We start from the raw sequence: 18,544 nt of genomic DNA, 5'->3' as shown, positions 1-18,544 counted from the left end.
TCCTAGCTTTATCAATTAACAATCGATTACATCGAGGTTACTTCAGAAAACTTCACCAATAATCCAATCGAATGAAAAGTTCACCAATTCATGTTATCGCCAAATGGAAAGTTAAACCTGGCGAGTTAGCAACTGTTCTTGCTCTGTTACCAGAAGTTGTTAAGGCAAGTTCAGAAGAGAAAGGCAATTTATTTTATAAAATACAGCAGGATAACGCCGATCCGGACACCCTGTTGCTATTCGAGGGATACCGTGACGAAGCGGCTGCAGCTGAACATCGCAACTCCGTTCATTTCCAAACTATAGTAGTAGGAAAAATAGTTCCCTTACTGGAGTCACGGGAACTCAATGTGACTACTCCGCTGACATTTGCTTAGTGTTTCAATAGAAATTTCATCCAATGAGCATCAATTTAATTCAGTGCCGGCAAACCGCCGAAGCTGCAATAGCCAAAGCGGTAGAGATTGGTATCCCGATGAATATAGCTATTGTGGATGAAGGGGCTAACATCAAATTTTTTGTCCGTATGGATAACGCGATGTTAGGTTCTGCTGATATCGCTTTAAAGAAAGCACGAACCTCCAGTCTATTCAATCGCGATTCAGGAGATATAGGTAAACTTTCGCAGCCGGGAGGCCCTTTGCATGATATAGAGCAGACCAACGGGGGCTTGGTGTCTTTTCCGGGCGGGATTGTCATCAGGGACGATACCGGAAAAGTGATAGGTGCTATCGGGGTTTCCGGCGGTACTGTCGAACAGGATTTCCAGGTCGCTTCAGCCGGAGCTGCAGCTTATAAAGATTAAACCATAATGATACGTTCTCCGCAAAAGCCGGCAAAGAATTAATGCATCAGTACGCTACATGATCATCAACAGTGAAAATCCAAACAACTATCAGTTCTTTGGCATATTCGAAACAATTATTTTCGATCTGGAAGCAAGGCTTTAAGATGTACCGACGCTAATGCTTTTGCACCGTTGTCAGACATTTTCGCAAATGGTCAAACCTGGTTGCGAATCTTTAAGGCGATAGCTGGGAGCAGAACCAATCCAAAATGGATAGGATACGGATAACATATTGTTTTAGAGTTTTGATTTAGATTGAAGGCCCTCGATCCCCACGTGTTAATCGGCATCGATTTGCCGAGAGCTTGAGTTGTTTATAAACTATCTTGCAAAGCCTTAAAAGTTAGGTCCCGCCGCTTACAATTTTAATTTGTATACAATCCTCTAAGCTTACTCTTGATTGGCACAGCCTATCCTATAAAGATCTTTTTTATCGCGGCTTGACTGCAGTGGCCCCCCCTATTTATCTAAACCAATATGACGATCATAAAACTAATAATACTTATGATTCGTATAGTTTCCCTTTTTCTCATTCTATCCCTTAACTTTATCAAAACAAAAAGGCTACGCTGCCGAAGTTTAATGGGCTTCAGAATCATTGAATGGTATAGACAGCTTTAGACAGTACTTTTAGTGTTAGCGTACAACTCAGCATGAAGAAATGGCGGTTACTATAAAAGGATTTATACTGTAACAAAGCAGAGTATTCCGCGAGTTGATTTATCGAACCCTTTATAGGGTCAATACGTCGGACGAGAAGTTGCAACCATAGTTAAGAAACGTTTATCAGAATGGTCTACGGACGCTAATGACTATTCAAAATATGGCAAGCTCAGGAAATTGTTATCTGCGCGGCCAGTCCGAATATCATCAAACAATGGAAATAAGAAAATTAGGAAATACAGATTTGACTTTATCGGCGATTGCTTGCGGTACCTTTGCTATTGGAGGAATATTGTGGGGCGGAACTGATTTAGGAAAAGCTAAAGACGCCATTCAAGCATCACTTGAACATGGAGTAACAACCATTGATACCGCACCTTTTTACGGCATGGGGTTAAGTGAGGAGATTATTGGCCTGGCCATAAAAGGCAGGGATCGAAGTAAGATTCAACTGTTAACCAAGTTTGGAATGGTTTGGGATGGAAGTAATGATGGCAGAGGAGATTTTATGTTTCATTTAGATCACAATGGGAAAACCTATCCGATATACAGATATGCCTCCAAAGAAAATGTCATAAAGGAAGCCGAGGAGTGTTTGAGGCGGTTAAAGACCGATTACATCGACCTGTTCCAAATCCACTGGAATGACTCGACCACCCCAATCGCAGAAACGATGGAGGCCTTGCAAAAGTTGATTGATCAGGGTAAAATCCGAGCTGCAGGTGTTTGTAATTATAATGTGGACCAGATGAAGGAAGCTCAGGGCAGCATAAGGCTTGCGTCAAACCAAGTTCCTTTCAGCTTGCTGACCAGGGAAGTTGAAAGAGAAATCATTCCATATGCGCTTAAGCAAGACTTAGGAATTATTGCATATACACCAATGGAAAGAGGACTACTCACTGGGAAATATTTTGCAGGCGCCCGCCTGAAATTGAATGACCATCGTAACGATTATTTTAGTCACTTCGAACTTTCCAAAGTTAAATCCTTATTAGACAGGATCGAGCCGTTAGCGCGGGAAAAAAGCGCAAGTTTAGCACAATTGGTATTGCGCTGGGCTACAATGAAACCGGGCATTTCGACTGTTTTGGCAGGAGCCAGAAATGCGGAACAAGCCGTCGAAAATGCGCTTGCCATGACGATAATGTTAGATGCTGATGATCTTGCGCTTATAGATGACGAAGTTGCGAGAATAATTGAACCAGTCAATTATGGAAAGCGTCAGGTTAAATGGGGATCTGACGGCATTGCCATTTGGGCATAAATTGTTTGATCAACCCATCATTAATTGGAAAGTTAGTGATCACGACGATCGAAGGATTTTCATTTCCAGCCTAATATTTTTAGAATTACCCGGCTTTTTGTGCTGCCGGTAAAAACCATATTGTATTATATATCAAGGATCCCGGCTGATAAGTTGATCTGAGTTTTTCTAATCTTATATTCAAAAAATAATTTTCTTTAGGAGAAAACAGGCGTAAACGGATAATTGCAATTCACCATCGATTGACATTAGCCATAAATAAGGTAAAAGTAATTATCCAACAATACGGCCAATTTGGGATTAACCGCCGATTATAAAGATTAGTATATTGATAGGTTATATAAATTACCAAGATATAAGTCAAATGATCCGGGCGTATGTAATGTCTTTCGGAAATATTCTGTCGCCTGGTGTTCTAAATGGAGTATCAGGTATTTAAAAAATCACGAATGAGATCAGATACCGTTTTACCAAATTCTTCCAAAAGGAAATGCCCGCCTTCGAATAAGTGGATTTGGGCGTTTGGTACGTCTTTTTGATAAGCCAATGCGCCCGGACCGTGAAATATCTTATCATTCTTCCCTCATACGATTAACATCCGGGGCTGATGGTCTCGAAGATACTGCTGCCACTCGGGATACTTAGGAAAATTGGTATTGTAATTTTGGAAAAGGATCTTTTGTATTGCCTTTCTGCCCGGCAGTTCCATGAAATAATGATCCATGGTATAACTATCCGGGCTGATGAAGTCTTGATTTATGGAGCCAGATATGTATTGCTCTTTAATTCCTTCCGCTGACATCATGAAGTTAGCTGTAGCCTCCAGGCCGGATACATCGTTTGCTGCCGTCAACGCGGCGACTTTTTGAACAGTTGGTCCGAGACCTTCCAGATATACATTGGCGTTCTGTACGATCAGGCTTTTAACCAATTCCGGTCGTTTATTAATGATCCGGAAACCGATCGGTCCACCGTAATCCTGCATATAAAAACTTATATCACCAAGTTTTAGGTAGTCTATTAATTCTTCAACAATTTCAGCAAGATGGTCGAAGGTATATTCAAACGTGGAGGCGTCCGGGCAACCACTATAGCCAAAGCCGGGATAATCAGGCGCGATCAGGTGAAAATCTGGCGAGAGCCAGTTCATCAGATCTCTGAACATGTGAGAAGAAGATGGAAAGCCATGCAAAAGGAGAATCGCTGGTTTGCCCGGGTCTCCTGCTTCGCGGTAGAATAGCTGAGTACCGGCTATCGTTATGCTATGGTAACGTATTAGGTTATACGGATTGTCTTTTTCTATTTCCATGACTTTTGACCATTTAAAGTTGACCTTAGATGATTTGACTATTGGTGTTGCATCCCGAATGCTTTTCCTATTTTTATTTCAAAAATAATGCGATTGGTTTGAGTTTAGTGGTTCTATGCTATTATTTGAATTGTATCACTTATAGTTTTTATAATAATTACATACAAGGAACCCTGGCCTGTACTTTGCCGGCTCGTGCAAAACTTCAGTCCTCGTCGGTAAGGGATGCACGAGATGCATTCATATCCGGTGCATAGTCCAGAAGTTCGATAGCCTCACTGTAGCGGTTAGTTTAGTTAGTAAAACACAGTTTTTGGGGGCATTTATTGGGGATAGTACTTATCCCATTATCGAAACTGCATGAGCGAGTAATGCTGGACAAATCGTAAATCCTGACTACTCCGATTTAAGTAAGGATGGCAGAATCTACTTAGTATCAGGTTTGAATGAACCTTGTTCAACATCTTTTAAAAAGGTGGTCAGGGTATTGAAATAACGCTGCTGGTCGTCATACATCGCCATGTGGCTTCCTTCCGGACAGAGATAGGTCCGACTGTTCGGCAGCAGCCGACCTTCCCTTAATATGCTTTGAGGATTCATCTCGTCGTGCCTGGCCCCAAGGACTAACACCGGTATATGGATGCCAGGCAATTGTTCCCAGAAATCCCAGTCCTTGAAATTTCCCGTGACGTGGAACTCATCCACACCCTGCATTTGCATATAAATCTGCTGGTTCGCTTTCTTGAAAGCGCGAAGCAACGGCTCGGGCCACTGTGCTAATGGCAAACGACATATCACCTGCGTGTATAATTTATTCATCAGCAGATCTGAATATAACGGTGATGTATATGCCTTGAGTTTATCGAGTGAATCATAGCGGGCCTTATCTGAATTGGAGAATATCCTTGATTTAAGTTCAGCAGAATAATCCGTAAAGTCTTTAAGGCTGGCGGTCATGTTAGAGAAGACCGCACCTTTAACATGTGATTGATATTTTTTCAGATATTCCATCTCCAGCAGACTGCCCCAGGAGTGCCCTACAATATAAAAATGGTCTAAATTCAAACCCTTCCTCACCTGTTCCACTTCTTCCACGTACCGTGGTATGGTCCAAAGGGAGGTATCTGTAGGTGTATCCGAGTTTCCGCAGCCTAACTGGTCATAATAATAGATTTCCATACCTTCTTTTGGCAAAAAATCCTCAAAACATTCCATATAGTCATGGGAAAACCCAGGTCCACCATGTAATAAAAGTACTTTAATTTTACCTTCTCCAATCTTTTTGGTCCATACGCGGTGCCCTCCGCCGACGCCGATCAATCTGCTTCCGCCGGTTTTTATGCTGTCCTTCTTCGGCCCATCAATTGCAGCAGACGGGGATTGCGGTTGTCTACATGCCATGCAGGCAATCATCATTATCCATATCAAAGTGTTTTTCATGCTATCAGGTAATATTTAAAAAGTTCAAAAATAAGGGAGTAACCTCATTAATATGTTAAATCAGGAGATCCGAAGTGTTAAACTTTATTAACACTTTACCGTGAAGTCGCAGGCCGATCAATGCGCTATGTCAGGACAAAAATGAATGCTTATTGGCTTGTTGTTAAGGAATTGATAAACATTGATCTATGTTTATAATTTTGATAATAGCAGTTATCATCCCTGTTATGACTGAATGTGTCATTAACTTGGTTTAATCCAATACTTTCGTACTATTAACGGAGCTGTATTCAGCCAATTGTTAACAATCAAAGACGAAGGAAATGAAAAACAACATTGAAAAAAAAGTCATCGTGATCACCGGTGCAAGCAGCGGTCTTGGTGAGGCAACAGCTAAATACCTGGCTGAAAAAGGCGCTATTGTAGTGCTCGGCGCACGGCGGGCTGATCTGTTGGAAAAGGTGGTTCAAAGTATCACCGCCAATGGCGGAACAGCGATCTATCTGAAAACAGATGTCACGGTAAAAGAGCAGGTGGCTTCGTTAGTAAATAGTGCGGTGGCAGCCTACGGCAAAATCGATGTCATTATCAATAATGCGGGACTGATGCCGATCGCTCCGATGTCTGAGGTCAGGACCGATGAATGGGACAAAATGATTGATATCAATATAAAGGGGGTACTTTATGGTATTGCAGCTGCCTTACCCATTTTTCAAAAGCAAGGGAACGGCCATTTCATTAATTTGGGTTCTGTGGCAGGCATCAAGGTTTTCAGCCCGGGTGGAACTGTCTACAGCGGTACCAAATATGCTGTTCGTGCAATAAGCGACGGGCTCAGGCAGGAAGTAGGCGGAAATATACGGACTACCACGATCGAACCCGGGGCAATTGAATCGGAATTAAAATTCAGTACCAAGCATGCGGAAAGTGCGATCAATGTCAAACAGTTTTACGAAAAGGCTATTCCGGCGTTGACGATAGCTAAAGCCATTGCATATGCCATAGAACAACCTGCGGATGTGGATATTAATGAAATTGTCATTAGGCCAACTGCTCAGGATTTTTGACCGGGAGCGGGTTTTATCAGATTGGAGATTACCGTTTGAATCCATTGAGACGTATGGTTAACGACGGGAGTTAAGTGATTTCGCATTCATGAATTTTAAATATTAGAACTTTCTATGTACAATAAAGTTTCCCTTACCGCTTGTTATTGTTAAATTTTCGGAATTGCTAAGGACCGCCTTGACAACTCTCCTTGGCATCATTTATATTCGGTGGTGATAGCACAGGCTACAAGTTTGATTGAATTAGATATGGTCAACGATTTTTCAAGATAGATGATGGCTAAACTAACCCGCTCCCTACCTGATCATATTAAATATCCCGGGTTACATCATCGGTCTGGTATTGGGCTTGTTCAGTCAAAAAATCTGGATAACAACGGTAATGTTTATTAGTGTAATCTTAAGCTCTTGTTCAGACTGGTCTGTTTACGATTCTTTTTCCTAAAAGCCTAGCCGTAAAATGTTTAAGCCGTCACGCAAATGATTGCTTCCTGTCAACTTTTTTATATGACAGCTGGCCTGAATTTTATTTGTTTAACTGCTGAATGTTTATATTCGTTTATGGGAGATGGAACTATGAGCACAGTTTATAAACCTTTTTAGGTATATTTCTTATGGAACATCGTGATCCGCTGAAGCGTTTGAGTCAAAGGGGCAAGCTAACGGCGCGACTTGCTTGCGCAGTGTTAGGTGCATTGTTTTTCGGGTCGAGTGCAAATGGCCAGGCCAACCTGAGCGGCTATCGAGAAGTGTCCAAACAGCGCTTACTGCTCCGTATTACCGCACAATACCTTCATACCGTAAGCCAAGGGCAGATCGATATGGACAGTGCCATACTCATCCCGAGCAAATTGTACAAACTCAGCCCTTTTCTTGCCTACAATGAAGGCTACAGCAATGGAGAACGTTCGACCGGAACAATACTGTTAGATGCCGGGAAAGTGAGCGAAGCTATAATGGAGTTAGCCAAAAGTAAGGGTGAAACCCGCCTGAGACTATTGGTCGAACTGGCAACTCACTTTCTTTTTAAGCCGGGCAATGCTCCAATAGATCTTAAGGAAGCCGCAAAATATATTAATGAGGCCTTATCAGGCAGCAGCTCGGTTGCGGTGAAGTGGCAAATTGAAATCATGAGTCTTAAAGGTGAATTGTTACAGCAGTCCGGACAATCAGAGGAAAGCCGGAACGTTTTCCGTGAAGTGATCAGAATTACTGAGCAGTTAAATGATAAATCAGCGCAGGGCCGGGCATTGCTTAAAGCCGGCGGTGCCCTTCATTATGGAGATCCTGAGCGGCTTGCTGACTTCGAAAAAGCGCTCGACGTTTTTAGAGTCCTTGGCAATAAAGAAAAAGTGATCGAAACTATCTCGCAAATCATCATTGAGAATTTTGCGGCCAAAAGATATGATAATGCCGAAAGATTATCTACCGATATCATTCAACGCGAAAAAGAAATTGGTTTCCACTGCCAGCAATATTCCTTCGACGCGCTCTCCTATATCAATAATAGAAAGGGGCAGTTAACAAAATCTTTAGAATATTCTAATCAAAGCCTGGAAGCGATTCATTCTGGAATTGATTCTGCTTTTATAGGTTATTTTTATTGTCGCCGGGGTGCTGTATTAGAGCGCTTGTTAAAAAACCAGGAGGCTATGCTTTGGTTTGATAAGGCACTGAATGCACAAAGCGATCAACTTAAGTTGTATTGGTTCAGGGCCATGGCCGGCAAAGTAGAGTTGCTTATCAGCTTTAACAGGCCTCTAGAGGCCATAAAAATACTGAAAACCTATCCAAAGAGATATGTAATTTCAACTTACTTTGAGCAGATGCACTACGCTTACTTGCAGGGGTTGACCTACGACAAACTCCATAATTTCAAGCTTGCAGAAACGAACTACCAACAATTTCTGATTATGGCGAAAGCTTTTCCGATTGAATATGTGCACGATGAGCTTCCACTAGCTTTATATCAGATAACTACTTTTTACCGGGAACGGCGCAATACGAAAAAAGCAAGAGAACTGCTGGAACAAGCAAGAGGATTTACAACCGCTGAGGATTTGCAGGGATTAGGATTATATTACCAGCAACTTTTTAAGATCGACTCTACTGAGAAGCGTTATTTCCAGGCAGTCACAGATCTTCAGAAAGCGCATACCTATTTCGATTCGGCTTTTAGCGACGATCAGGTCAAAAAGGCGCGGGAGCTGTTAGTTAAATACGAAACTGAAAAAAAAGATAAAAATATCAAGTTATTGAACAGTCAAAAGCAGATGGCCCAGATAAGGGCCAGGGAAGCAAACCGGACAATAAACATAGTATTAGGAGGCTTAGCGTTGCTTGCCACCATTGTTGCGCTGCTGATCAAGCTGTATTTCAATAAACAGGGCGTAAACCTTAAACTTGAAGCTAATCGGAAAGAGCTGGACCAAAAAAACACCTTCCTGGAAAAGGTTAATTCGGACAAGGATAAACTATTAAAAGAAAAAGAATGGCTGCTTAAAGAGGTGCACCATCGCGTCAAGAACAATCTTCAGATGGTGACAAGCCTGCTTTATTCCCAGGCTGTTTATCTCGAAGACGGTGCAGCCAAATTGGCCGTCAATGACAGCCTTAGAAGGATGCAGGCAATGTCACTCATTCATCAAAAGCTTTACCAGGACCAAAATACATCTTTCATTGCCATAAAGGACTATATCAATGACCTGGTGCGGTACTTGCATGATAGTTTAGATGCTGGAAACAATATAGTGTTTAAGCAACAAATCGAAGAACTTCTCCTCGATGTATCGCAAGCAATTCCGCTGGGTTTAATTGTCACGGAAAGTATTGTAAATGCGCTGAAATATGCATTTTTGAATGAGCAGGAAGGTCTTGTTAAGATCGTCTTGCTGGAAGACGGGCCCGGGCGATTACAGCTTAAAATATCAGATAACGGGGTCGGTCTTCCGGCAGATTTCGATGCCTTGGAGCATAATTCGCTCGGACTTGACCTGATGCAGGGTTTAGCTAACCAGCTAAACGGCGAACTGGATATAAAAACAGACAACGGCGTTCATATTACCCTTAAATTCAAAATGTTAACAAATTAATGATTGCGGGACATCAGAATAAACCTATAAAAAATTTAATATGAATTGCAAAATACTCATCGTTGAAGATGAATTTATAGTAGCAAATGCCTTACGTCTGGTCATCAAACAGGCGGGGTACCATGTTTGTGGGGTCGCTACATCCGCTGAAAATGCAGAAATTGCCATTCAAAAAGTTAAACCGGACATCGTCCTGCTGGACATCCATTTAAGCGGCAAGCGAAATGGGATTGACCTAGCCAAAAAACTAAAGGCAGATCTAATTCCATTTATTTATCTTTCGGCAAACTCCAGCCAGAAAGTATTGGAAGAGGCTAAAGCCACGGAGCCTTATGGCTTTCTGGTCAAACCTTTTCGTGAGAAAGATGTGCTGGTCGCGCTTGATATCGCATCCTACCGCTCTAAAAACAGCCTTGAATCTAAATTACTGCGGGAGCAGCTGCTGCAGGACCAGTTGATTGAAATAAGTAACAGGGAATCTGATCCCGTGCAAGGTTTTTTAAAGATCACACATTTGCTGCAGCCGTACGTACCGAATAACCTGATCCTGCTTGAACGTAAACCACTTCAGGAAGAAAATTGTACAGGATTCGGATTCTTACGAACTGGACTTGAAGAATATCAGGTCATTGGAAATGATGAGCTGGTTGCCATCTCTGGGCTGAAACCCAGCTATTTTTTTGAGAACGAAACCTTTAAAGACGAATCGAATGCCTTGAGTTATACAGCAAGTACTCACAGTAGCTTTGATAAACTGAGTGAAATGGAGCGGAAATTGTTCGATCATTTTAAGATAGAGTCTAATCTTATTTTTACTTTATTGCTGAATAACGGCACACGGGTGAATTTTTCATTTTATAGCCGTCAATGTGGTATTTATAATCAGGAGCACATCGCCTTGCTTCAACGTTTGAAAGTCCACCTTAAAGATATCTCGGAAAAATTTTTTGGAGAGAAAGCACAGCGCGTGTTGGGGATAGCTGCAAAGCGGGACCAGACGATCCTGCCGGTATCGGAGGTGCCGGAGTTTGACAATGTCGTTGGCAGGCACCCACAGCTTATGGCAGCTCTCGATCTCGTAAAACAGGTGGCTCCATATACCTCCTCCGTACTGATACTGGGTGAGAGCGGAACCGGCAAGGAGCGGATCGCAGAATGTATCCATTTGCTTTCAGGCAGAAGAAAAGCGCCGTTTGTAAAAGTGAACTGTGCCACGATCCCCGCAACCTTAGTGGAATCTGAACTTTTCGGTCATGAAAAAGGAGCATTTACGGGTGCTACCGAAAAAAGGATAGGAAAGTTTGAGCAAGCTTCCGGAGGGACCATTTTTTTGGATGAGGTTGGGGAGTTGCCACTTGATATGCAGGCTAAGCTACTTCGTGTTTTACAGGAAAAGGAGATTACATACGTCGGTGGAAGTCATACCAAAAAGATTGACATACGCGTAGTCGCAGCGACGAACCGAAACCTTGAAAAAGAAATTGCTGGCGGAAATTTCCGGCTCGATTTATATTACAGGCTTAATATTTTTCCGATTACTTTACCTGCGCTGCGGGAGCGGAAAAGTGACATTGAAGCCCTGGCCTCCCATTTCGCTTATAAGTTTTGCAAGGAATTTAATAAGGAGTTCACAGGTATTTCCGATCCGATGCTGAAAGAAATGGAAACTTATGACTGGCCTGGGAACATACGTGAATTGGAAAACGTAATAGAGCGCTCAGTAATTCTGAATGACGGAATTTCCAAATTGGCGTTAAAGCAGCCCCTTAAAGAAAATACCGTTGCGATTGTTGAACCTGTCCGGCTCACCAGTTATGACGATATCAGATACGCTCAACGGGAAACGGAGCGGGAATATATTATTGCTATCCTGAAACAAACGGAAGGGCGGATACGTGGCGCAAAGGGGGCCGCTGAATTGTTAAATATCAAACCCACGACGCTTGAATCCAAAATGGCCCGGTTCGGGATCACCCGCGAAAATTATTCTTAGCTTACTCCCGAAATTTTACTGATACTTTTGTTGGTGACAGCTAAAAATACGAAAAATTGGAGTCGATGATCTTTACCTCCGAAAGATTGGAGAATACTCAAATAATTATCCCAGTTTTTGGCAATGCCTTTTTTTATTAAATATCTGACTATCATTACCTTGCATTAATCCATCTATTTTATCCGTCCATTGGCATGCAAATGACTTACTCATTTGCATGGATATGACGGAGACACAAATAACATCAACGTTCAGGAACCAACAAGGAGAAAAAATCTTCTTCGGGAACCGGATAGCTGGCAGTAAGCCGAAAAGCATTGCTGTTGATGTTCACGGGCTGAACTCCAGTAGCGAGTATTCCCATAGCTTCGCAAACCAACTCCATGGAAATGGCTATGAGGTGTATACACTGTGGGCTACTACGCCCCGGAGCAGAGATTATTTCATGGAGCAAACTGCTTCACGCGATAAGTAACTTAGGGTATATTAAGGCCATTAACACGATCCGTTAAAAGATAAATAGAATGAGATAATCCTCCGGGAGAAACTGAGGTGGCTGAACGAAAGACTTTCAAGACGATGGTTGCAAAACTCCCGTGATTAAATGCTGAAGTACGAAAATAACTACCTTAACGACACACACAATGATAAATTTAGAATGGTTCAGAACTTTTAAAGTTATTTACGAGGCAGGTACTTTATCTGCGGCTGCACAAGCATTGTTTATATCCCAACCCGGCGTAAGTCTGCATTTAAGTTCGCTGGAAGCTTTCACGGGATACCGTCTTTTCGACAGGGATACCCGAAAGATGATTGCGACGGACAGGGGAACCTTTCTTTACAATTTTATCATCGAACATATGAACAAACTCGAGGAAGCCGAGAATATCTTCAATAAAAAATGGAAACTCGAAAAGCCAACCGTTAGTGTTGGGATGTCGATGGAGGTTTTTCAGTATATACTCGAATCTCATGTTCCGGAGCTTCCATTCAATCTGACTACCCGCTTTGGCGATTATTCGCAAATGTTACATGAATTGAACAATGGCACGTTAGACCTGATTTTAACTCCGCAAAAAGGTACCCAACATAACCTTGAGTATACACCATTCAGTAAAGAAAGAATCATTTTGATCTGCGGGGGAAAAACTGACACTACCGAGTTGGATAGCTTGATCCTCAAGGAGGATCGGGAAGCAGTAAAAGACTGGCTGACAACTCAATTGTGGTATTCCACAGCTGCCGATATGGAGCCGCTGAAAAGGTTTTGGTCAGCCAGTTTCAATACCCTGCCTGCCTTTCGCCCTAACTATATCGTACCATATTACGGGGCCATTTTGCGGTGCCTTTCAAACAATAAAGGATTCGCAGTAGTACCTGATTTCCTGTGCCGGCAAGAAATCGAAAAAAACTTAATCAAATTAGCCTGGGAAGGCAGCCCGCCGGTTGAAGATACTTTGTATTTTGGTAAGAGAAAGATAACTGCTTTTCCCGGAGAAATTAAACAACTGGAAGTAATTTTGTCCAAAAACTGGCCGTTAAATGAAGATAAAATCTTAGCGAGCAGCTAATCCATCGACAAATTGTTATCACATTCACAATAGGATTTACAAAGGCGATACGTTTAGTCAAGTGTTGACACAGCTTTCGAATGTACATTAAAAGAAAACTAGTAGGCCCCATTAATGGGCAATAAAAAGACTTGCCCAACGCTGATCGTGCAGAGTGTCCATCTGGACAGCGGTGTGATATAAAGGAGCGACATCCATTGACCTTTTGATTTGAAGCAGGCCTTGTAACCACTGTTCGGAAGTCAATGCCGGTCGTTAGCATATTAACCAAGATGAAAAAGTTCGACATTTTACTGGTTGAAGACGACCAGGTACTCGCGAGCCTTATCCGCGAGAGCCTGGAACAACGGGAATTTATCTTGCACCTTGCCAAAGACGGGGTTGAGGGCTGGTCAATGTACAGATCTATCAAACCGGATATTTGTGTTGTCGATGTTTTGATGCCTCGGAAAGATGGGTATACTCTTGTCTCGGAGATCCGTTTGGTAGATGAGCAAGTCCCGATCATTTTTTTGAGCGCGAGGACACAGATTGGAGATGTTTTAAAGGGACTTGAGTTGGGGGCAGATGATTATTTGAGAAAGCCATTCAGCTTGGAAGAACTGTATTTGAGATTGAAGGGGCTTGTCAAAAGGCGAATTCAGCCTCCTGACACTTCAGCTATGAGGGAATACCGGGTTGGAAGTTACCGTTTTCGGCATCAGTTCAGGGAATTGCTCCATGGCTCGGCGGTCATTTCCCTCTCGGAGCAGGAAGCGGATCTCTTATTATTACTGGTAAAGCAAAAGAACGAACTGCTCGAACGGCGTGTGGCCCTCCTGAAACTTTGGGGTGGGTATGATCATTCAAATTCCAGGAGTATGGACGTTTTTATAACCCGCTTGCGTAAGCTTTTGATGGCCGATCCGGCAATAAAAATTATGAATGTCCGCGGTCGGGGGTTTATACTTAAGTATGATCAAGTCAGCGAATCTAACCTGTGATTATCCTGCTGATGACAGATATCAGGTAATTGATTTAAATAATTGATCTAATAACAATAGTTTAGAATTTGCCAGGCTGAAAAAACAAAGGCATATTAATCGCAATCCTATGACCGAACACTTTCAATTCAAAACAGATACGCCTGTAAATGCTGCACTTGGAGCAAGAAAGGGCCAGGCTTATCTTCGCCCACAACAAAGAGGGACTGAAATCTTGCCTGTTCCCATACGGAAGGGACTTAAGCTTAAGTTCGGTCGTAAACAAATTGTTAACCATTTTCAGAAGGCGATCCGGGTACTATTTATTTCGAAATCAATTGGCTTTCTATTCGCTCGCTACCGTATGATAGTCTTACTGATAACTGTTCTTATCTGTGTATTAATGATATGGTGCTACCGATAACGTAGACTTGACGCTGTATCAACAATTTGGTAAAAAATAAAAATCAAGGAGTAGTAATAGCCACGTTTTATGTCCGGGCTTTTATTTGAGACGAAAGTCGTTTTCCGTATCCGATCAATATTTTCGGTTCTAGTTGCGAAAAGGTTATTGCCATTCCTAATGCACACGCTTATTGGTGCGGTAATCATAGAACAACCCAATTGTATTTGCCCGGTTTCATGTCTTTCAAGATAGAGAGGTCAATTTCCGAGTTATCCGGGATGTTCACCGAAGAATCAGCCAGACCGTCTATATAATACCATTTCAATCGGTCGAGTATGAAATGCGGAAACTTCCAGAAGGGATTTTCCCTGTTTTTTAGCAGTTAAATTTTTGACATGCAGTAATAATCATAGCATCAAAGTCAATCAGACGCTGTATTTTGCCTATCAGCCCATGTCCGGGAATGATCAGTGTTTCGTTTGTTGTCCGGTCTGCATTGATCTTAACCACCGCAATCATGCTATCTACATTTCAGTTAGTGAAATAATCAAAATGGGAATACCTGCAATTTCCCTCAAATGCAGCTAGTATAGGGCGTAATTATTATCAGGAAATAGTAATAGATAAAACTTGAATCGCAATGATTGCCTTGGAGTGGCTTGCTATCACATACCACATCGAATCAATTATGGCAAAAAAATTACCGATCCGGTCAGCAGATCGTTAGATTTGATAAGTTCTCGGAGCTTTAAAGGCAGTTAATTTTATTTTCGAGGATCATTGGATAAAGCGTAGCTTATAACAAGTTCGCCGCAACCATTTTTCAGATCAATCAGTTGGCGGCTTGCAGCTTAGGCCTGGGGGACGAAAAGGAGACGAAAAGATGTTGTCGGCCTACCGTTTGCACCTTTTTTCCGAGCCTGTATTATCGTATCTTAGTAGGTGAAATTTCTGCATGATTTTAATTAAAAAGGTGATGAGGACTGCAATGTTATGCATATTCCTGATTCAACAAGCGATAACAACATTTGCGCAATCCAGCGACTTGGATGAACTTCCATTACCTATACTAAGACACAAGCTGGCCACGAGTAAAAATGATACCAATAGGGTCAAATTGCAACTTGCGTTAGGTCATTTAATGTTTTTTAAACCTACCAAAGAGATAAAGGATATTGATTCGGCAGCCAAATTTGCCGAGCAAGCATCTACCCTTAGCTATCGTCTAAAGTATGATTTTGGAATAATTAATTCCATGCTCCTTAGCGCAGAAAGCTTTTATAATCGGAATGATCGGCAAACGGGTCTAAAGATCGCTCAAAATGCTCTGGCCTTTGCCCAAATGCGCAAAAATAGCGACGGCGAAGCAAGATCATATCATCAGATAGCTCAGTACTACCCTATTTCAGATCCAGTTTCCCTTCAACAAAGAATCATGTACATTAACAAAGCGATAGAAATATTTAGGAGGAATCGGAACTACCTTTGGCTATCCTATTTGCTGACAGGCAACTCAGACCTGTTATTCCGGGCTGACCGGGTTACAGAAGGTCTTAGGTCATTATTTGAAGCTTTAGACCTCGGGAAAGCTGTAAGCCGTCGCACTGTTGAAGGCATATATCTGAACATTAGCAGGATATCATTTAAATTGGGTGATTACACTAATTCGCTAAAATATAGTTTATTAGCGCTCGAGACGGCCAAAGAAGTCAGTGATACAACCATACAACTCACTGGTATAAATCATATTATTGCTTCCACTTATATTAAAATGGAGGACTATAGCAGGGCGATACCATTTTCCATTGATGTATTATCGATGGCAAAGCGTTATCATGACCATCGTGTTGTAATGATGGAATCGCCGGCACTCGCCCTGGAATACCTTCGTACTAACCAGGCCGACAAGGCTTTCGCCGTTCTTAATGACATGAAAAGCCACGCAGTTGGTGATTTGGACAACTTATCTGTGGCAATGGCTTTTATAAACAATCTGGTCGATGCCAAACATTTCAGCGAAGCTGCCCGGTATGTTGAGAATCTGAAGAGTTTATTACCGAAGATTGCTGCGGTTAATATCCAGGAACTGATGGATGCTTACAACGCTCTTGCGTCTTATTATTCTGCAACGGGGGATGTGAAACACGCTTATCGTTATACAGAGTTGTATGCCACCATGGCGCATAAACAAAATTTTGCGGCGGGTGTCAGGACAGCAGAATATCGTTATTATGAATTGCTTTCGTTAAAAGGCGATAAAAAATCCGCCATGGCACACTTTCTTAAAGAAAAGAAGATTAAAGATTCGATCGATAATATAGCAAAAACTTACCAGATCTCCCTACTACATATTGAAAACGAAGCACTCGAAAAAAACAAACATATCGACTCGCTCACCAGAGAGGCATTGTTAAGCGATGCCAAATTAAAGCGTAATCAACTCATCCAGAAGGTGACAGTCGGTGGAACAGTGTTATTAATGATTATTACAGCATTGGTCTATAATCAATACCGGCTCAAGCAACGCAGTAATGCGCAACTATTACAACAGAAGTTGGAGATTGACCATCAAAATTTATCCCTTAAACACCTGATAGCGGATAAAAATTTGCTTCTCGGAGAAAAAGATCTTCTTTTAAAAGAGGTGAACCACCGGGTTAAAAATAACCTGCAGATTGTCATGAGCTTGTTGGCCTCACAATCTGTATATCTTTCTGTGGAAAGTGCGCATCAGGCAATTTTGGAAAGCCAGAACAGGGTACGCTCGATCGCACTGATCCATGACCAATTGTACAAAACGGACAATGTTACAGAGATCAATCTTTTGATATACATTAAAGAATTAATTCAGTCGTTAGACAATTCCCTAAATCACAGAATCAATAAAATTGTAATAGACTATGATGTCGACGATATCACGCTTGATGTATCCCAGGCCATACCTGTAGGTATCATCTTAAATGAGATGGTGACCAATGCGATAAAATACGCATTCCCCAATGACCAGCCGGGAAGTATCGCGATCCGGGTTAAACGTGCAGGAAAATTTTTGGAAGTTCAAGTTAGTGATAATGGTGTAGGATTGCCTGAAGGTTTCAATCTTTCAGGTGCAGAATCTCTCGGTATTACACTTTTGGAAGGCTTAACAGAGCAACTTGAAGGTTCGCTTAGTATTGAAAATAAGAATGGCCTGACCGTTTTCTTAAAATTCCCAGTGAAGACCATCGACAGCCAGAAACAATCGCTGACTTAATGAGAATCAAAATCGCTGTAAGTCGCTTAATTATCCGCCAAAATCCGCTATAACATTTTTATTAAATCAAATTTAAACAGCTTCTGAGAAATTAACAATTGATTACCTCCTGCGATGTTAATTTGTGAAATATCATCCCCACGTAATCTACCCCCTTTTGATGGCCCCCCAATTGATCTCCCCGTCTTTTCATTGAAGGCTGCTCCTTGGAATATAATTTCTTTCATCAATATGAAGATTATTTTCTTGTGCTTATTCGCAAGCAATGGACATGCGCGAATTTGGTTCCTTAGATTTACAATCGTTTTTTTTTAATCTGTTTTTATTGTTGACTGCTATTACGGCCTTCAGGGATTGCGAAAATAAAGGTTCAGTTTATTGACAGGTACAAGCTGTCAAACAGTGTTAGAAATTGCTGTTACCATTATCAGAAATTTAATATCATTAATCAATTAGATGATTTCGCAATAAGTTATACAGACCTATATTTGACTACATTAAACAGCTCATTGATAGTAAACAGATGGCAAAGGCAATTTACCAAATTGTTGCCTGAACATTGCTGATGGAGAAAAGACGCGCAGAAGGAAAGGATGCGGTGATTGATAGAATTAATAACTGGATCAGATATTACGCAGTGCGAAAAACAATTTCTGTCTAACAAATCTAAATAACCT

At 41.7% G+C, this 18,544-nt stretch carries 13 protein-coding genes; 10 read left to right on the top strand and 3 right to left on the bottom strand.

Annotated features, from left to right (window positions below; all coding sequences use genetic code 11):
• Window positions 1-71: 71 nt before the first annotated feature.
• The 3 genes from FHW88_RS24510 to FHW88_RS24500 all read left to right on the top strand — a co-directional run bounded on the left by FHW88_RS24510 (window position 72) and on the right by FHW88_RS24500 (window position 2,774).
• Window positions 72-377: a putative quinol monooxygenase gene (locus tag FHW88_RS24510; protein ID WP_176628284.1), complete on the top strand. Its 306-nt coding sequence runs from the start codon at window positions 72-74 to the stop codon at window positions 375-377.
• Between the two features lie 23 nt (window positions 378-400).
• Window positions 401-805 carry a GlcG/HbpS family heme-binding protein gene (locus FHW88_RS24505; RefSeq protein ID WP_176628283.1) on the top strand — a complete coding sequence of 135 codons (405 nt, stop codon included), beginning with the start codon at window positions 401-403 and terminating at the stop codon, window positions 803-805.
• 919 nt (window positions 806-1,724) lie between these two features.
• Window positions 1,725-2,774, top strand: coding sequence for an aldo/keto reductase (locus FHW88_RS24500; protein WP_176628282.1), 1,050 nt, complete (start codon window positions 1,725-1,727; stop codon window positions 2,772-2,774).
• A 583-nt stretch (window positions 2,775-3,357) separates the two neighbouring features.
• Here the strand turns inward: FHW88_RS24500 and FHW88_RS24495 are convergent.
• The gene (locus FHW88_RS24495; protein WP_176628281.1) at window positions 3,358-4,083 is read right to left on the bottom strand and encodes an alpha/beta fold hydrolase; all 726 of its coding nucleotides are present in this window, start codon (window positions 4,081-4,083) and stop codon (window positions 3,358-3,360) included.
• Window positions 4,084-4,509: 426 nt separating this feature from the next.
• Window positions 4,510-5,523, bottom strand: a complete 1,014-nt coding sequence (locus tag FHW88_RS24490) for a proline iminopeptidase-family hydrolase (RefSeq protein WP_176628280.1) — start codon at window positions 5,521-5,523, stop codon at window positions 4,510-4,512.
• A gap of 323 nt (window positions 5,524-5,846) precedes the next feature.
• Here FHW88_RS24490 and FHW88_RS24485 point away from each other — a divergent pair, with 323 nt between their 5' ends.
• The 7 genes from FHW88_RS24485 to FHW88_RS24455 all read left to right on the top strand — a co-directional run bounded on the left by FHW88_RS24485 (window position 5,847) and on the right by FHW88_RS24455 (window position 17,867).
• The gene (locus FHW88_RS24485) at window positions 5,847-6,590 is read left to right on the top strand and encodes an SDR family oxidoreductase (protein ID WP_176628279.1); all 744 of its coding nucleotides are present in this window, start codon (window positions 5,847-5,849) and stop codon (window positions 6,588-6,590) included.
• 614 nt (window positions 6,591-7,204) lie between these two features.
• Window positions 7,205-9,682, top strand: a complete 2,478-nt coding sequence (locus tag FHW88_RS24480) for a histidine kinase dimerization/phosphoacceptor domain -containing protein (protein WP_176628278.1) — start codon at window positions 7,205-7,207, stop codon at window positions 9,680-9,682.
• Between the two features lie 40 nt (window positions 9,683-9,722).
• The gene (locus FHW88_RS24475; RefSeq protein ID WP_176628277.1) at window positions 9,723-11,675 is read left to right on the top strand and encodes a sigma 54-interacting response regulator; all 1,953 of its coding nucleotides are present in this window, start codon (window positions 9,723-9,725) and stop codon (window positions 11,673-11,675) included.
• Between the two features lie 223 nt (window positions 11,676-11,898).
• Entirely contained in the window at window positions 11,899-12,150 is a 252-nt protein-coding gene (locus FHW88_RS24470) for a hypothetical protein (protein WP_176628276.1), read from the top strand.
• 169 nt (window positions 12,151-12,319) lie between these two features.
• Window positions 12,320-13,246 carry a LysR family transcriptional regulator gene (locus tag FHW88_RS24465; RefSeq protein ID WP_176628275.1) on the top strand — a complete coding sequence of 309 codons (927 nt, stop codon included), beginning with the start codon at window positions 12,320-12,322 and terminating at the stop codon, window positions 13,244-13,246.
• A gap of 272 nt (window positions 13,247-13,518) precedes the next feature.
• Window positions 13,519-14,229, top strand: a complete 711-nt coding sequence (locus FHW88_RS24460; RefSeq protein WP_176628274.1) for a response regulator transcription factor — start codon at window positions 13,519-13,521, stop codon at window positions 14,227-14,229.
• 1,361 nt (window positions 14,230-15,590) lie between these two features.
• Window positions 15,591-17,867 carry a sensor histidine kinase gene (locus tag FHW88_RS24455; RefSeq protein WP_176628273.1) on the top strand — a complete coding sequence of 759 codons (2,277 nt, stop codon included), beginning with the start codon at window positions 15,591-15,593 and terminating at the stop codon, window positions 17,865-17,867.
• Window positions 17,868-17,914: 47 nt separating this feature from the next.
• Here FHW88_RS24455 and FHW88_RS24450 read toward each other — a convergent pair whose 3' ends face one another.
• Complete coding sequence (locus tag FHW88_RS24450) at window positions 17,915-18,094, bottom strand: hypothetical protein (RefSeq protein ID WP_176628272.1); 180 nt, start codon at window positions 18,092-18,094, stop codon at window positions 17,915-17,917.
• Between the last annotated feature and the right edge of the window lie 450 nt (window positions 18,095-18,544).

The sequence above is a fragment of the Mucilaginibacter sp. SG538B genome (assembly GCF_013376065.1).
GTDB lineage: Bacteria > Bacteroidota > Bacteroidia > Sphingobacteriales > Sphingobacteriaceae > Mucilaginibacter > Mucilaginibacter rubeus.
The sequence above is the reverse complement of the archived record's forward strand: the minus strand, read 5'-3'. Positions and strand labels throughout refer to the sequence as shown.

What these genes read in the sequence shown, in the direction of transcription:
- FHW88_RS24510 (WP_176628284.1), top strand. Translation starts at nt 72, where the DNA reads ATGAAAAGTTCACCAATTCATGTTATCGCCAAATGGAAAGTTAAACCT.
- FHW88_RS24505 (WP_176628283.1), top strand. Translation starts at nt 401, where the DNA reads ATGAGCATCAATTTAATTCAGTGCCGGCAAACCGCCGAAGCTGCAATA.
- FHW88_RS24500 (WP_176628282.1), top strand. Translation starts at nt 1,725, where the DNA reads ATGGAAATAAGAAAATTAGGAAATACAGATTTGACTTTATCGGCGATT.
- FHW88_RS24495 (WP_176628281.1), bottom strand. Translation starts at nt 4,083, where the DNA reads ATGGAAATAGAAAAAGACAATCCGTATAACCTAATACGTTACCATAGC.
- FHW88_RS24490 (WP_176628280.1), bottom strand. Translation starts at nt 5,523, where the DNA reads ATGAAAAACACTTTGATATGGATAATGATGATTGCCTGCATGGCATGT.
- FHW88_RS24485 (WP_176628279.1), top strand. Translation starts at nt 5,847, where the DNA reads ATGAAAAACAACATTGAAAAAAAAGTCATCGTGATCACCGGTGCAAGC.
- FHW88_RS24480 (WP_176628278.1), top strand. Translation starts at nt 7,205, where the DNA reads ATGGAACATCGTGATCCGCTGAAGCGTTTGAGTCAAAGGGGCAAGCTA.
- FHW88_RS24475 (WP_176628277.1), top strand. Translation starts at nt 9,723, where the DNA reads ATGAATTGCAAAATACTCATCGTTGAAGATGAATTTATAGTAGCAAAT.
- FHW88_RS24470 (WP_176628276.1), top strand. Translation starts at nt 11,899, where the DNA reads ATGACGGAGACACAAATAACATCAACGTTCAGGAACCAACAAGGAGAA.
- FHW88_RS24465 (WP_176628275.1), top strand. Translation starts at nt 12,320, where the DNA reads ATGATAAATTTAGAATGGTTCAGAACTTTTAAAGTTATTTACGAGGCA.
- FHW88_RS24460 (WP_176628274.1), top strand. Translation starts at nt 13,519, where the DNA reads ATGAAAAAGTTCGACATTTTACTGGTTGAAGACGACCAGGTACTCGCG.
- FHW88_RS24455 (WP_176628273.1), top strand. Translation starts at nt 15,591, where the DNA reads ATGAGGACTGCAATGTTATGCATATTCCTGATTCAACAAGCGATAACA.
- FHW88_RS24450 (WP_176628272.1), bottom strand. Translation starts at nt 18,094, where the DNA reads ATGAAAGAAATTATATTCCAAGGAGCAGCCTTCAATGAAAAGACGGGG.